General features: G+C 61.2%; 13 protein-coding genes. 6 read left to right on the forward strand and 7 right to left on the reverse strand.

Annotation, left to right across the window (positions count from 1 at the left end; all coding sequences use genetic code 11):
* Positions 1–6: 6 nt before the first annotated feature.
* Complete coding sequence (locus ACYU70_RS20350) at positions 7–615, reverse strand: hypothetical protein (protein ID WP_342296028.1); 609 nt, start codon at positions 613–615, stop codon at positions 7–9.
* A gap of 40 nt (positions 616–655) precedes the next feature.
* Entirely contained in the window at positions 656–1018 is a 363-nt protein-coding gene (locus ACYU70_RS20355; protein ID WP_342296026.1) for a DoxX family protein, read from the reverse strand.
* A gap of 179 nt (positions 1019–1197) precedes the next feature.
* Here ACYU70_RS20355 and ACYU70_RS20360 point away from each other — a divergent pair, with 179 nt between their 5' ends.
* Together ACYU70_RS20360 and ACYU70_RS20365 are read left to right on the forward strand one after the other, a co-directional pair.
* On the forward strand, positions 1198–2358 hold the full coding sequence (locus tag ACYU70_RS20360) for an acyl-CoA dehydrogenase (RefSeq protein ID WP_342296025.1): 1161 nt from the start codon (positions 1198–1200) through the stop codon (positions 2356–2358).
* Positions 2359–2516: 158 nt separating this feature from the next.
* Entirely contained in the window at positions 2517–3443 is a 927-nt protein-coding gene (locus ACYU70_RS20365; RefSeq protein WP_342296024.1) for a helix-turn-helix domain-containing protein, read from the forward strand.
* An 85-nt stretch (positions 3444–3528) separates the two neighbouring features.
* Here ACYU70_RS20365 and ACYU70_RS20370 read toward each other — a convergent pair whose 3' ends face one another.
* Positions 3529–4341 carry a hypothetical protein gene (locus tag ACYU70_RS20370; protein ID WP_342296023.1) on the reverse strand — a complete coding sequence of 271 codons (813 nt, stop codon included), beginning with the start codon at positions 4339–4341 and terminating at the stop codon, positions 3529–3531.
* A 136-nt stretch (positions 4342–4477) separates the two neighbouring features.
* A complete protein-coding gene (locus tag ACYU70_RS20375) occupies positions 4478–4840 on the reverse strand; it encodes a hypothetical protein (RefSeq protein ID WP_342296022.1) in 363 nt (120 codons plus the stop codon).
* Between the two features lie 334 nt (positions 4841–5174).
* On the opposite strand from ACYU70_RS20375, the gene ACYU70_RS20380 reads away from it, so the two are divergent.
* The 4 genes from ACYU70_RS20380 (at position 5175) to ACYU70_RS20395 (ending at position 9909) form a co-directional block, all read left to right on the forward strand.
* Positions 5175–5888 carry a C40 family peptidase gene (locus ACYU70_RS20380; protein WP_342296021.1) on the forward strand — a complete coding sequence of 238 codons (714 nt, stop codon included), beginning with the start codon at positions 5175–5177 and terminating at the stop codon, positions 5886–5888.
* Positions 5889–6138: 250 nt separating this feature from the next.
* A complete protein-coding gene (locus tag ACYU70_RS20385; RefSeq protein WP_342296019.1) occupies positions 6139–7890 on the forward strand; it encodes a DUF1800 domain-containing protein in 1752 nt (583 codons plus the stop codon).
* A 16-nt stretch (positions 7891–7906) separates the two neighbouring features.
* Complete coding sequence (locus tag ACYU70_RS20390) at positions 7907–9484, forward strand: DUF1501 domain-containing protein (protein WP_342296018.1); 1578 nt, start codon at positions 7907–7909, stop codon at positions 9482–9484.
* A gap of 185 nt (positions 9485–9669) precedes the next feature.
* Positions 9670–9909, forward strand: coding sequence for a hypothetical protein (locus ACYU70_RS20395; RefSeq protein WP_342296017.1), 240 nt, complete (start codon positions 9670–9672; stop codon positions 9907–9909).
* 121 nt (positions 9910–10030) lie between these two features.
* On the opposite strand, the gene ACYU70_RS20400 is transcribed toward ACYU70_RS20395, so the two are convergent.
* The 3 genes from ACYU70_RS20400 to ACYU70_RS20410 all read right to left on the reverse strand — a co-directional run bounded on the left by ACYU70_RS20400 (position 10031) and on the right by ACYU70_RS20410 (position 14536).
* Positions 10031–11158, reverse strand: a complete 1128-nt coding sequence (locus ACYU70_RS20400) for an energy transducer TonB (RefSeq protein ID WP_342296016.1) — start codon at positions 11156–11158, stop codon at positions 10031–10033.
* Positions 11159–11193: 35 nt separating this feature from the next.
* Positions 11194–12027: a TonB family protein gene (locus ACYU70_RS20405; RefSeq protein WP_342296014.1), complete on the reverse strand. Its 834-nt coding sequence runs from the start codon at positions 12025–12027 to the stop codon at positions 11194–11196.
* Between the two features lie 73 nt (positions 12028–12100).
* Complete coding sequence (locus ACYU70_RS20410) at positions 12101–14536, reverse strand: penicillin acylase family protein (RefSeq protein ID WP_342296013.1); 2436 nt, start codon at positions 14534–14536, stop codon at positions 12101–12103.
* Between the last annotated feature and the right edge of the window lie 47 nt (positions 14537–14583).

Below are 14583 nucleotides of genomic sequence, written 5' to 3' on the forward strand. Positions count from 1 at the left end.
CTTCCGCTATTCGCCGGCCGGGCGAGGGCGGAAGAAGTAGCTCTTTTGCTGCCTGCCTTTGTAAATTAACGAAACCGGCGAGAAGATATAGCGCAGATAATCGCCGCGCACGAGCAGCCAGCTGCCCACCGGTGCGCTGAACGGCTCAGTGTATTCGAACAGTTCGAGGCGGGTCAGTTGGCGCCCTTCGTAGCGCTCTGTGAGCACCTTGCGGCCTTTGGCATCGCGATACACTATTTTTTCCAGCTCGATACCGTAGCGGTGCTTGATAGTCTGCTGCTTGACCACACCCGAACTGGTTTGAACGCCCACGGCATCGACTACGCCTTTTGGCACCCCGGTGTAGCTCCGTACTTTGCGGTGCAGCCCACCAAAAGAGCCCTGCGTGGCTTTAAAAGAAGAGATGCGGGCTTCAAGCTGAGCCCGCGTGCGCGCCACGCGGTGCAGGAGCGAGTCATTGGCCGCTGCAAAGGAATTCAGGGTGAGCACGGCTGGCTGAGCAACCGGCGTAGAAGCTGACGGAGCAGTTGAGAGGTTCTGTGCGTGGGCTTGCGAGCAGGTGCTCAGTGCCAAGGCCATTAGGCCCAGGAAATTGCTTTTTGCGTTTGTTAACATGGAGCAAATGGTAGAAAATGCGGCCGCAAGATAGGGTGCGCTACCGCTGGTGCATCACTCGCCACACCCACCACATCAAGGGCAATTGCAGGGGCAGCCGGCCCCAGGCCACCCAGCCGGGAATATGCAGCTGCTCATGAATCAGGGCCATGTACACGTTGGCCGGAAACACGGCTACCAGCAGCGCCAGTAGGCCCCAGCCGGCCAGCCGTCGCGTGCGCTTCGGCAGCAGCCCCAGGCCGCCCAGCATTTCAAAAATGCCGCTCACGTACACCAGTGCCAGCGGGGCCGGTAGCTGGGGCGGCATAATGGCCATATAGGTTGCCGGATGCACAAAATGCCAGATGCCGGCCAGCACAAATAGCAAAGCCAGCACGTAGCGGCTGAGGAGGCGAATAGTCATATCTGGGTAAAAGTCGGGCAAAAACTCCGGGTCGCTCCAAGAGGTTGTTTGGGGCGAAAGGCCAGAATCTTTTGTTGGCTAACGGCTGTTAGGCACACTGGGCGCATACCGTTCACCTTGCCCGTCGTGCCCCAGGGCCGTACTTTTGTGCCATTAAATCAATTATTCCCACCCCGCCCATGCAAACCGCCACCTCATCCAATATTTACCAGCTCAGCGAAGAGCAGCTGGCCGTGCGCGACGCTGCCCGCGACTTCGCCCAAAGCGAGCTGTGGGCCGGCGTAATCGAGCGCGACGAGCACCAGAAATTTCCCGCCGAGCAAATCAAGAAGATGGCCGAGCTCGGCTTTATGGGCATGATGGTGAGCCCCGAGTACGGCGGCTCCGGCCTCGACACCGTGAGCTACGTGCTGGCGATGGAGGAAATCAGCAAAGTCGATGCTTCGTGCTCGGTTATCATGAGCGTGAACAACTCGCTGGTGTGCTGGGGCCTGGAGAAGTACGGCACCGAAGAGCAGAAGCAGAAATACCTGCCCCGCCTGTGTTCCGGCGAAATCATCGGTGCCTTCGCCCTGAGCGAGCCCGAAGCCGGCTCCGACGCCACCAGCCAGCGCACCACCGCCGAGGACATGGGCGACCATTACCTCCTCAACGGCACCAAAAACTGGATTACCAACGGCACCACCGCCTCGGTTTACCTCGTCATCGCCCAAACCCACCCCGAGCTGAAGTCGCGTGGCATCAACGTGCTCATCGTGGACAAGGACATGCCCGGCTTCATCCAGGGCCCGAAAGAGAACAAGCTCGGCATTCGCGGCTCCGATACCTGCTCGCTGATGTTCACCGACGTGAAGGTGCCCAAGGAAAACCGCATCGGCGACGACGGCTTCGGCTTCAAGTTCGCCATGCAGGTGCTGGCCGGCGGCCGCATCGGCATCGCGTCGCAGGCCCTGGGCATTGCCTCGGGCTCGCTGGAGCTCAGCCTGAAATACGCTAAGGAGCGCAAGGCTTTCGGCGTGCCGATTGCCCAGCACCAGGCCATCCAGTTCAAGCTGGCCGACATGGCGACCAATGTGGACGCCGCCCGCCTGCTCTGCCTGCAAGCCGCCGCCGACAAAGACAACGGCGCCGACTACGGCAAGTCGGGTGCCATGGCGAAGCTGTTCGCTTCCAAAGTTGCCATGGACTCGGCAGTAGAAGCGGTGCAGATTCATGGTGGCTACGGCTTTGTGAAAGAATATCACGTCGAGCGCTTCATGCGCGACGCCAAGATTACCCAGATTTACGAGGGCACTTCGGAAATTCAGAAAATTGTGATTTCGCGGGATATCCTCAAGTAAACGGGGAATTGCCTAAAATTCAGATTCATTGCACAAAACCCAGCCACTATTTGGCTGGGTTTTTAGTTTTTGTGAATTTCAAGCTGTTATATTGCATTGCGGTAGCCACCCAGTTACCTCGTCCGCACCCCTCAACGGCCTTCCGGGCCACCTGAATTATGGAAGATTACAATAAAGTCATCGAGTCGTTGGGCGTTCGATACATCAAGGCCAAAAACCTGGTGCTGCATCAGCCCTTTACTGTGCGCAACTCCTACGATGTCGGCAATAATCTGATTCTTCTCCACAAAGGCCACCTCACGTTTGGCGAAGAGGCTATGGTGGTGGAAGAAGGCGAAATGCTCTTCATCCCCGGCGGCCGGCCCACCCGCGTGAGCTACGGCGAAGACACGAAAAACCGCGTCATCACCAACGATGACCTCATTTCGAACAAGGACAAGTTCTTCCATTCCAACGACAACCTCGACCTCATCGGCGACGCCGAAGAGAGCCACAGCTTCGTAAGCTTCGAAGCCAAGGTGTTCGATTCGGTGAACTTCTTCGCCTCGCTCGATGTGCCGGCCTTCCTCATTTCGGGCCAGCCCAAGCTCGCCAATCTGGTGATTAAGGTGGTGGAAGAGAGCATGCAGGACCTGCCCGGCCGCGAGCGTCTCATCAACATCTACACCGAGAATATCGTGGTGGAAGTGGTGCGCTACGTGCTGCGCAACAACATGTTTGTGGAGCAGCTGGCCACCAACAGCACCTACTTCAAAGACCCCCGCCTGATTGACCTGTTCAACTACATCAAGGAGAACCTGGGCGGCGACCTGTCGAACAAAGTCCTCTCGGGCGTAGCCAACGTGAGCGAGGACTACGTGGGCCAGTATTTCAAGATGCTGACCAACATCAACCCGCAGGACTACATCGAATACCAGCGCATGGAGCGCGCCGTGTTCCTGCTGCGCACCACCAAGAAAAGCATCCGCGACATCGGCAAGGAAGTGGGCTACAAAGACACCGCCTATTTCTGCCGCCGCTTCAAGATGATGTTCGGCATCCCGGCCGGTAAGATGCGCCGCCGCGAGTCGGCCATGAACATCTAAATAGTTTGTTCGCCCTAAAGGCGATAGCAAAGAAAAAGCCCCGCTTCGAGGAGAAGCGGGGCTTTTTCTTTAGCAGATTACGAGGTTATTCGATGCTACGGAAACCGTCGTCTTTCGAGTGGGAGCGGTGCTCGGAAGCTTGTGCGCCGTGGTCGGTGAATGCCGAGGCGCTGGGGCTGCTTTCACTGCGGCCGCTGCCCGAATGGATGCCGGTATTGCTGGATGACTTGGAGGCGCTGGCATCGCTGCTGTAGCTGCCGCTACTGCCGAAACGGCTACCGCTGTTGGCGTAGGGCGCGCCGCTATCGGTGCGGCCGGTGGTGCCGGCGGCCGGACGGCGGCTGGTGCTCGCGTCGGGGGCTTGGTAGCCATAGCTGCGGCGGCCGTAGCTGCCGGCATCGCGCTGGCGGCCATAGTTATACGCGCTGCTGTCGCTGCTGCCCGACTTGCCCTTGCGGGTGGCTAGCCAGGCAATGCCGCCGGCCAGGATGGCGCCGCCTACCACTTTCTGGGTCGTGCTGAGGCCGTTGACGCGGTCGAGGGCGCGGTTGCCAAGGTCTTTGAGCGACTGGGGCAGCTGGTTCACGCTGTCGAGCACGCCCGAGTCTTCAATCCATTTTTTGCCGCTGTTCAGGGCCGTGTCGAGCAGGGTGCCTTCCTGGGAGTTGGTTTGCTGGCCTTCGCCCTGGCGGTTGTCGCCAGCGTTGGCCGTGGTTTGATTCTGAGCGTCGGAAGCAGGGGAGGAGCTTTGGGCGCTGGGCGTGGGGGCCGATTTGCGCGAAGCGGCGGAAGCGCCGCTGGAAGTGCTGGGATTGGTGCCCGGCGTGGTGGGGTTCTGGCCGGTGCGGCCGGTATTAGCTGGGTTCGGGGTCCCGAACTGGTCTTGCTGGTTATCCATGAGTATGAGCGGGAATTGGAAGTGGAAATAAAAGAAGAGAGTCCTGCGCCGGAGCGCCAAAGGCGTTGGGTTTATTCGTAATCAACTGCCGGTTAGTTGCAATTCGCCAGTTTTATTTTGGCTAATGCTAGTCTTATCAAGTCGTTTCGGGGCTGGGCTGGGAGTGACGCGGCAGGGGGCGCAGCACATGGTTGGGGTCGGCCAGCACCACGCGGCGGGCTTCCTCACGGGCTTCCACTTCATACTTGTTGTGGTAGTAACCCACGCGGGCCGACTCCAGGAGGTATTTCCAGAGGAAGGGGAACAGGCCGTGCTCCTGGTACTGGCGCAGGTGCACGGCCTCGTGGGCTACCCACTCGGCATCGGCCAAGAATTCCTCGCGGGAGGCCCCGCTCAGGTGCACCGTTTGGCCCACCACCATGGCCACGCGCTGGGCCTTGAGCACGCGGCGAGCGATGAGGGCGAGGGGCGAGTTAGTCCAGGTCCGGAGCTTTTTCATAAGGGGAAGATATAGGAATATTTTGGTCGCGCAGATACGAAGCAAAGACGAGCTTGGTTGCAAGCTGTTCAGTTAATATTTATTGATAAAATTATCTTTTGAAAAGTGTTTTTGCTTTTTTTTGAGAAAAAGTGCCGGACTTACCAAAAGTTTAACCTAGCTTTACCCTGCGACCTATTCTACGAACAATAGAAATTATCGGGTACGACTTCTTTTCACCACCTCTTCACTCGGCTACACTCAGCCTTGCCTATCGCCTAAGAAAGCTACTACTCCGGCTCTTCCGCCCTCACTTTGGAACCCGGTTTTTTGCCCCCAACCCTAACGACGGACAATGAAACACAGCCTCCTGTATTGCCTCGCCGCTACCTCGCTGGCCCTCTCCTTCTTCTTTGAACGCGCCCCCGAAGCTTCGGCTACGGCCCGTGCCATCTCGGCACCGGTCGTGGCCGAAGCTTCGCTGCTTCCGGCCCTGACGATAGGAGAGACTACCCCCGAAAGCGACCCCAGCAACCCACCGGCCACCAAGCCCACTGCCGCCGAGCTGGCCGCCTCCCGCGACTCGCTCACTTACCACTACTACGCCCAGACCCTGGGCCTGCACTTGGCCTTCGATGAGAACAAGGACCTGCTGCGTACGGTAACGGACTGGATTGGAACGCCTTACAGCTTCGGTAGCAACTCGCGCCGTGGTACCGACTGCTCGGGTTTCGTGACGCGCGTGTTCCGCGAGGTGTACGGCATCAACCTGGTTCATTCTTCGCGGGCCATGTTCAGCAACACCCAGCGCGTGGCCAAGGCCGAGATGCAGACCGGTGACCTGGTGTTTTTCCGCCGGGGCAAAGGGCCGATTTACCACGTTGGTATCTATTTGAAAGACGGCAAGTTTGCCCACTCGGCCTGCAACGGCGGCGTGATGGTGAGCTCGCTGAACCAGCCCTACTACCACCGCAATTTCTACGCCGCCGGCCGCGTACGCGCCGCTGCTGCGGCCGATGAGGCAATCACCGAAGCTGCCACCGAATCAGCAATTGCCTCGGTTCAATAGCCTTCGGATTTAGACCAGAAGTTCAAGCAAAACGCCCGGCCTTGCAGCCGGGCGTTTTTTTTGTGCCCTTCGCCGGGGTATTGGCTCCATTGGCTGATAATTCAGCGATTACTCAGTAAGAAATGGGATACTTGTATTAAACTCGCCAGGCGTTGGCTAGTCTATGCTAAACCGTTGGCCCATAAGAGAAAGAACGCCGGGCCAGGACTCGTTTCATTGTTGTTGCTGATTCCATCATTACGCCCTGCTTATGAACCGTCGACATTTCCTCCAACGAAACGCGGCCGTCCTAAATGCCCCGGCGGCGGCCGTAGCTGAGCGGCCCGCGTCACCGGTAGCCCCCGCCGCCGCGCAGGCCCAGCAGGACCCACCCGAAACCGTGAGCCGCTATGCCAACAAGGCGCTGCCTACCGGCCTGGCCCGCACCACCAGCACCCTCACGCCCTACGCTGGTACCTGGGGCTACGCGCAGGCCGCCCACCTGCTGCGCCGCTGCCTGTTCGGCCCCACACGCACGGAGATTATGACGGCGGCGGGCTCCAACCTCACAGCGGTGCTCAACGGCCTGCTGACGGTCCCGGCCACCGCGCCCGACCCGCCCGTGAATGTGTCGGCCACTGATACCAGCGTGCCCATCGGGCAGACCTGGACGGCGCAGGTATTCGACCAGAATTTTGAGGGCGTGCGGCGGGCTTCGCTGCGCGACTGGTGGTTGGGCCAGTTGCTGGGCCAGAGCACCACGCTGGTGGAGAAGATGACGCTGTTCTGGCACAACCACTTTGTGGTGGAGCTGGGCGACATCAATGATGCCCGCATGGGTTACGAATACTGCCGCCTGCTGCGCCAGCACGCGCTGGGCAATTTCAAGCAGCTGGCCAAGGACGTGACCGTGACGCCCGCCATGCTGCGCTATCTAAATGGCAACCAGAGTATAACCGGTGCGCCCAACGAGAACTACGGCCGGGAGTTGCTGGAGCTGTTCACGGTGGGCAAGGGGCCGCTGATTGGCGTCGGCAACTACACCAACTACACCGAGGCCGACGTGCAGGCCGCCGCCAAAGTCCTCACCGGCTGGCGCGACCTGGCCACCGTGCCCGTGAGCAGCTACTTCACGGCCAGCCGCCACGATACTACGACCAAAGTGTTTTCGTCGGCCTTCGGCAATGCCAGCATTGCCAACGGCGGCGCTACCGAATACCAAGCCCTTATCAACCTGATTTTTCAGCAGGTCGAGACGGCGCGCTTTATCGTGCGCAAGCTGTACCGCTGGTTTGTGTACTACCTGATTGACACGCAGGTGGAGACAGATATTATCCGGCCGCTGGCTACTATTCTCATCAACAATGGTTTCGACATCGTGCCGGTGCTGCGGGCGCTGTTTAGCTCCGAGCATTTTTTCGATGTGCTGAACGTGGGCTGCCTCATCAAAAGCCCGCTCGATTTCACGGTGGGCCTGTGCCGGCAGATGGAAATGGTGTTTCCGCCCGCCACCAACGCGGCCGTGCAGTACACCATGTGGGACTACCTCAACAGCCTCACTTTCGTGCAGCAGCAGACGCTGGGCGACCCGCCCAACGTGGCCGGCTGGGCTGCCTACTATCAGACGCCGCAGTACCACGAACTCTGGATAAATGCCGTGACACTGCCGCGCCGCAACCAGGTCACGGACCTGTTCATTGGCTCGGGCTACACGCGCAGCGGGGTCAAAATTGTGATTGACGTGCTCGCGCTCACGCAGTCATTCCCGGCCGCTACGGCGGCCGATTGCAACCTGCTGATTGCTGAGTATGTGAAGCTGATGGTGCCCATTGCCCTCACCACCAATCAAATTGCCTTTCTGAAAACCGCGCTGCTGCCGGGCCTGCCCGATTTTGAGTGGACCATAGAGTGGCAGCAGTACCTGGCCGCGCCCACCAACACGGCCAAGAAAGCCGCCGTGACCACCAAGCTGCAAGCCATGCTACGCGCCCTGATGGGCCTGGCCGAATACCACTTGTCCTAACGCCAACAGCCACACCATGAAACGTCGCGAATTTCTACAGACTACGGCTGCGGCCTCAGTTGGCACTGCTTTTTTGAGCGGGCTGCCGATTGGAGCTTATGGCTATTCGGCTCAGCTGGCGGCCCTCACCAATGCCACCACGGTTACGGATAAGGTGCTCGTCATCATTCAGCTGCAGGGCGGCAATGATGGGCTGAACATGATTATCCCCTTGGACCAGTACCCGGCCCTGCTGGCGGCGCGCAGCAATATTGCGCTGCCCCAGGCGCAGGTGCTGCCGCTCACCACGGCTACCGGCATTCACCCGGCCATGGCCTCGCTCCAGAACCTGTACCAGAATGGCAAGCTGGGCGTGGTGCAGAGCGTGGGCTACCCCAACCCCAATTTCTCGCACTTCCGGGCCACCGATATCTGGACTTCGGGTTCCGACTCGAACGTGACCTGGACCACCGGCTGGGCCGGCCGCTACCTCGACGGCGAGTTTCCGGGCTTCCCCACCGGCTACCCCAGCACCACGAATCCCGACCCGCTGGCCATCAGCATCGGCTCGGTGGTGAGCAACTGCGTGCAGGGCCCCACGGTGAACATGGGCATGGCCATTGCCAGCACGTCGTCTTTCTATCAGTTGCTTAGCGGCGGCGTGGATGCCGCGCCGAATACGCCGGCCGGGCACGAGCTGACGTTTATCCGGCAGGTGGTGAGCCAGACGCAGGTGTACACCACGGCCATTCAGGCGGCGGCCGGGCGGGCCCAGAACCTCTCGCCACTATACCCCACGGCGGGCCAGAATTCGCTGGCCGACCAGCTCAAAATAGTGGCTCAGCTGGTGGCTGGTGGCCTGAGCACGCGCATCTACGTGTGCCAGCTCGGCGGCTTCGATACGCACACGCTGCAGGTGCCCAGCACGGGCAGCACCACGGTGGGCACCCACGCCACGCTGTTGGGTAAGATTGCGGAGGCCGTGAATGCCTTTCAGGATGATTTACGGCGGCTAGCAATCCAGGACCGAGTGGTAGGCATGACGTTCTCGGAATTCGGGCGGCGCATCCGGTCCAATTCGGGCTTCGGCACCGACCACGGCGCGGCTGCCCCGCTGCTGGTGTTTGGCTCCAAGGTGAACCCCATCGTGCATGGCGCCAACCCCACGCTGCCCACCAGCGCCGGCGTCAACGACAACATTCCCATGCAGTTCGATTTCCGCAGCATCTACACCAGCATCCTCAAAGACTGGTTCCAGGTGACGCCGGCCACGCTTACGCAGCTCTTCGGGCAATCCTTCACCTACGTGCCGGTGCTGCGGCCCGGGGCCGCTACAGCTACGGCTGCCGCGGCCGAGGTAGCCGAGTTCACGGTGTACCCCAACCCGGTGGCGCGCGATAGCCGCACCACCGTGGCCTACGAAAGCGCCGGTGGCCACGTCCAAATCGTGGTGCTCGATGCGCTGGGCCGCGAGGTGCGCCGCGCCGTGGACCAGGTGTTGCCCCGTGGCACCCAACTGCTGCCTGTGGACCTGAACGGACTGGCCCCGGGGGCCTATTACTGCCAGGTACGGGAGGACCGGCGCACGGGCTCACGCATCGTGGTGGTGGAGTAAAGTCGGGAATTGTGGGGTAATATCTATTGATAAATCCTGCTTATAATGAGATGGTTGGTATTCGTTGTTGTGGATTTTTTCGTTTGATAAATAGAAAAAAGACAGCCCGGCCCCGCACTTTTCCGTACAGCGAATCCGGGGCGGTAATTGCCCTTTTTCACCTCTCCCTTCTCAATACCAGCTTTATGGAAGCGCAAATCGAAAAACAACTCGAAGACATCCTGCCCGAAGACCTTGCCCGTACTTTCGAGAGTGCCTACCACGTATTTCAAGGCAAGACCGAGCACGTAGACGACCTGCTGAAAAACGGCGGCGTACTACTGCGCAAAGCCGCTCAGCGCTTCACGCCCACGCAAATGGTGCTCGGCATCGCGGCGATTGCGGCTGTGACGGTACTGCTCATCAACCGCGCCAGCCACGACTAGCTATTTATCGGCCCGCCGCTGCAAAACGGTACAGGACCAATGCGATACAGAAAAGGCGACCTTCTACTGGAGGTCGCCTTTTCTGTGTTTTTACAGTGCTGATTTCCGGAGAAAAAGCTGCTTATCGAATGTCAACTAAGACCGGGACAGTGAGGCGCACGGCTACCGGCTGGCCGTTGTGGCGGCCGGGCTCGAAACGGGGCAGGCGCAGGGCTGCCGCCAGCACCGCCTCATCCAGGGCGCTGTTGATGGGCTTGAGCATGACCGGGCGCGTGATGCGGCCATCGGGCTCCACCACGAAGCTGACCTGACCCTCGCCGCTACTAGCCCGCTCGGGGTACTCAATCAGTTCCTGCAGGGCGGCTTGCAGGCCGTCGGGGCCGCTGCGGCCGGGCAGCACGGGCATCTGCTCAACCTGGCTGTAAACCTGATTTTCGGGCACCGGCGCGGCCTGGCCGGTAGGCGGCGCGGGCGGGCTAAACCAGATGTTAACCACCTGGTACATGGCCACGGGCTGGTCGTCGTAGCCCAGGGCGGGCTGCCAGCGCGGGAAACCGCGCACGAGGCGCAGGGCTTCGTCGTCGCAGCTGGGGCAGAGGGAGTTGATGACTTCGCTGGCCCCCACGCGGCCATCAGGCTTCAGCACAAAGCGCACCACAACGCGGCCTTTAAGGTCGCGCTGCTTTACTTCGGGGGGCGTGGCTTTATTCTTTTGCAGGTACTGCTCCAGGGCCGCGTCGCCGCCGGGAAACTGAGCTGGCCGCGCCACTTCCGCGCTGGCAAACACATGGCGCGGCGACAGAAACATGACCGGCACGGTGAGCAGCACCGCCACCGGCTGGCCCTGGTAGCGGCCCGGCAACAGGCGCGGCATCCGTTTCACCGCGGCCAGCGCGGCGGCATCGCAGGCGGGGCTAAGGGACTGCACTACGGCCGCCTGCCGGGCCACCCCACTCACCCCCACGACGACGCGCACGAACACCCGGCCTTCGGTGCGGCCCTCGCGAACTTCAATCGGGAGCTGCAGGTGCTTCTGAACGGCCTTCACCAGCGCCAGATTGCCACCCCCGCCGGGCAGGGTCGGCATTTGGTCTACGTAGTTGAATATCTGGGTGGTATCGGTAGCATACTGGCCGTAGTATTGGGCGGCGGCGGGGTGGGTGGTCAGCAACGCCAGCGCCAACAGCAACCAGAGCCGCTGGGAATGCTGGCTGCTAAGGATGTTGAAGTAAGGAGTGCAGGAATTCATACCGCAAATTTATTGGCGGGAGCGAACTGCAGGAATCAATGAAAACGAGCAGCCCGCCCGAACTCAACCGGCACGGTGAAGCTTACCGACGCAGGCCGGCCCAGCATTTTGCCGCCGTTGAAGCGCGGAAGTTTATGGATGGCGGCTACCGCAGCAGCGTCGTAGTCAGGATTCACGCCCTTCACAACCTTGACATCGCGCACCACCCCGCTGGGGCCTACAACAAAGGCAACAAACACCTTCTCCATTTTGCGGCTGGCCAACGCGGCAGCGGGCTGAACTAACGCCCGTTGAATGGCCTGTAAGATGGCCTCGGAACCGCCGCCCGCGGGCAACTCCGGCATCTGCTGCACTAGGGTGTAAATCCGGTTAAGGGTGTCAGTTGGGGCAGCGAGGCTACCAGCCGGCGCAACCATGCGGAAGGTAACGGGCACGGTAAAGCGCACTGGTACCGGCCGGCCCACTTGCCGGCCGGGGTTGAACTGCGGCAGCTGCTGTACGGCCGCCAATACCGCTTCGTCGCAGCCGGCCCCGATGCCCTTCACGACTTTGGCATCGCGCACCATCCCGTTTTCGCCCACTGTAAAGCTCACGAATACCCGCCCTTCCACATGCTGCTGAATGGCCTGGACCGGGTACACCACCCGACTCTGGATGGCATTGATAATGGAGGCATTACCGCCTCCACCGGGCAGCTGCGGCATTTGCTCGACGTAGGTATATATTTTGCCGCCAATCCGTGCGGTATCAGACGCCGGAACCGGGGGCGGAGTGGTTTGCGCCAAGGCCGATTGCGCAGCGCAGATAATAAGAAACGGCAGCACGGTGCGCAGTGTGCGCAAGGCGGGGTTAAACAAGGTAGATTTCAAAGGAAGTTGTTGGGTGAAAAGAGACAAAACGGGTGCGAAACGGCACCATTGATAAATTTTAAATACTCGCAAATTACTTCGCTTTCAGCGTCCAGCTTGTAGCCACCCGCGCATTTGGCTCCGCCGCGCTGCGCAGGAACACCAGCTCATCAAGCTGGCCCACGCGCCAGGTTTCCAGTAGGTTGCTGTAGAAGGGCGAGCCGGGGTTGCCGCTCTGGCCGCCGGGGTACACGCCGTAGGCGCGCACCTGCGGGCCCAGCGCCACCACCATGCGCCAGCTGGGGCCGTTGCGCTCGGTGGTGGCGTTCACGATGCCCGCGCCGCCGCCGCAATCCACGTCTAGCTGCCCGAAGCCGGGGAGCTTGAGCAGGTGCAGGATGTCGGTGCTTTTCTGACTGGCCCAGCGCCATTTGGGGCCTTGTGCGCCGTATTTGCGGGTGAGGCTGTCCACGGCCCAGCGCAGGCTTTGGCGGGCCAGCAGGGGCAGGGTTTCGCGGGCGCGGGTGCGGCGGTCGTCAATCCAGCGACTGCTGTCTTCCTTCAGAATCAGGTTGTTGGTGCGGTCACGGGCGGGGTAGCGGTAGGCCGGGCCTTTAGGGTCGAGGGGAAAATCGTCGTCCCAGAGACGCTTCACCAGGTTGTCGTACCACAGCTCAAACAGGCTGGGGCCGACGGCATCGGCCGTGTACTGGTAGTTCCAGGCGCGCAGCGCGGCCAGGGCCTGGCCCTCGGGTGTAGTGGCTGCCTGCGTGCCGGCCAGCGCCAGCATTCGCGGCAGCATCAGCTGCGCATTCAGGCCCAGCACGTCGTTCTGCAGCAGGCGCAGGCTGTCGGCCGTCACTATGGGCATCTGGCCGAGGCGCTGGTTGATGCGCCGGCCGCGCTCCGACGAGCCGTAGTCCCAGTTCATATAATATGGATAGTCCTGCGGCCGCACCGACGACTGGTTGGCCGACGACACGAAGCCCCGGGCCGGGTTCTTGGCGTGCGGGTTCTGGGCGGCCGGAATCCAGCCCTGCCAGTCCTGAGCCGGGTCGCGGCCATCGAGCAGGTATTTGCCCTGCTCGTGCCATTTTAGCGGCAGGCGGCCGTTGGGCCAGATGGCAATGTCCTGGCCGGCATCGGCAAACACGAAATTCTGGGCCGGCGCGCCGTAGCTGGCCAGTGCGGTCGTGTAGTCGGCGTAGGTGCGGGCGCGGTTGAGTTGGTAGAAGGTTTTGAACTCGTTGGCCGCGTCGTGGGCTGTCCAGCGGGCCGCGTAGCCGATAGGCGTCTGGGGCAGGAAGGGCTTCTCGACGCGGTCGTACACCACCGGGCCGTGGTGGGTGTATAATACGGTATCAAGTCGGTCAGCCTGCCCGCGTACTTTGATGTGCTCCACCACGCGGCGCACCGGCTTCCAGCGGCCGGCGTGCCAGTATTCCAGCTTGCGGGCGTCCCGAAACTGCACCTGGTACCAGTCGAGCACATCGGCGTAGGTGTTGGTCACGCCCCAGGCCACCTGCTCGTTAAAGCCGATGATGGCCAGTGGCGCGCCCGGAATCGACACGCCGTAGACGTTCACGCCCGGTGCGGTCATTTGCACCTGGTACCAGATGCTGGGCAGGTTGAGCTGTAGGTGCGGGTCATTGGCCAGCATTGGAAAGCCCGTAGCCGAGCGCGCCCCACCCACCGCAAAGTTGTTGGAACCCAAGTCGCGTGAGGGCTCCTGCGTGGGCGCATACGGCGCTTCAGCCGCCACAAAAGCCGGTGGCACGGGCGGCGTGGCCAGCGGCTTAAAATCTAACGCAGTGCCCACCGGAATCACCGGGTCTTCGCGGGTAGGGTAGTCCGGAAACAGGTCGCGCATCACCGCCGGGCCGTATTTGCGCAGGGCGTTGCTCATGCGCAGGTCGTCGGAGCGGCCGGTGAGGTCGAAGGCCATGTATTTGAGGATGAGGGCGCTTTTTAGCGGCTTCCAGGGCTCGGGCGCGTAGTCGAGCAGCTTGTACTCGAATGGGTAGGTAGCGGGCGTAAGGCTGCTGATGTAGGCGTTGATGCCATCGGAATAGGACTGGGCCACCACGCGGGTCACGGGGTCGGCCAGCACGGCGGCCACTGACTTTTGCGCTCCGAAGCCTAAGCCCATGCGCCGGAAAAACCGGTCGGTTTCGAGCCGCTCCGGCCCCACGATTTCGGCCAGCCGCCCGGCCGCTACGTGGGCCACGAAATCCATCTGCCAGAGCCGGTCGCGGGCCGTGAGGTAGCCTTGAGCCAGGTACAAGTCGTGGTCGTTTTGGGCGAAGATGTGCGGTACGCGGCGGTCGTCGTAGCGCACCGTCACAGGTTGTTGCAGGCCCGCGATGGCTAGCTTTTGTTGGGCCGGGAAGTCTTCGGGCCGCTCGCCGTTCAGCCAGAAGCCCCGGTACGGGCTCAGCAGCTTGCCGAAGGGCGGCAGGTTGCCCTGCTTGGTATTAAGCACCCAAACGAGGGTAAGGCACGCGGCCAGGGCCAGTATGGCTTTTATCATGGTAGATAATGAATTGGAATTCCGAGCGCAAGCTACTGCGCGAAGCT

The organism is Hymenobacter segetis (genome assembly GCF_054776495.1).

Bases quoted from the DNA above. Each gene is read 5' to 3' on its own strand.
- ACYU70_RS20360 (WP_342296025.1), top strand. From the start codon at position 1,198: ATGCAAACCGCCACCTCATCCAATATTTACCAGCTCAGCGAAGAGCAG.
- ACYU70_RS20355 (WP_342296026.1), bottom strand. From the start codon at position 1,018: ATGACTATTCGCCTCCTCAGCCGCTACGTGCTGGCTTTGCTATTTGTG.
- ACYU70_RS20350 (WP_342296028.1), bottom strand. From the start codon at position 615: ATGTTAACAAACGCAAAAAGCAATTTCCTGGGCCTAATGGCCTTGGCA.
- ACYU70_RS20380 (WP_342296021.1), top strand. From the start codon at position 5,175: ATGAAACACAGCCTCCTGTATTGCCTCGCCGCTACCTCGCTGGCCCTC.
- ACYU70_RS20385 (WP_342296019.1), top strand. From the start codon at position 6,139: ATGAACCGTCGACATTTCCTCCAACGAAACGCGGCCGTCCTAAATGCC.
- ACYU70_RS20370 (WP_342296023.1), bottom strand. From the start codon at position 4,341: ATGGATAACCAGCAAGACCAGTTCGGGACCCCGAACCCAGCTAATACC.
- ACYU70_RS20365 (WP_342296024.1), top strand. From the start codon at position 2,517: ATGGAAGATTACAATAAAGTCATCGAGTCGTTGGGCGTTCGATACATC.
- ACYU70_RS20410 (WP_342296013.1), bottom strand. From the start codon at position 14,536: ATGATAAAAGCCATACTGGCCCTGGCCGCGTGCCTTACCCTCGTTTGG.
- ACYU70_RS20395 (WP_342296017.1), top strand. From the start codon at position 9,670: ATGGAAGCGCAAATCGAAAAACAACTCGAAGACATCCTGCCCGAAGAC.
- ACYU70_RS20400 (WP_342296016.1), bottom strand. From the start codon at position 11,158: ATGAATTCCTGCACTCCTTACTTCAACATCCTTAGCAGCCAGCATTCC.
- ACYU70_RS20390 (WP_342296018.1), top strand. From the start codon at position 7,907: ATGAAACGTCGCGAATTTCTACAGACTACGGCTGCGGCCTCAGTTGGC.
- ACYU70_RS20375 (WP_342296022.1), bottom strand. From the start codon at position 4,840: ATGAAAAAGCTCCGGACCTGGACTAACTCGCCCCTCGCCCTCATCGCT.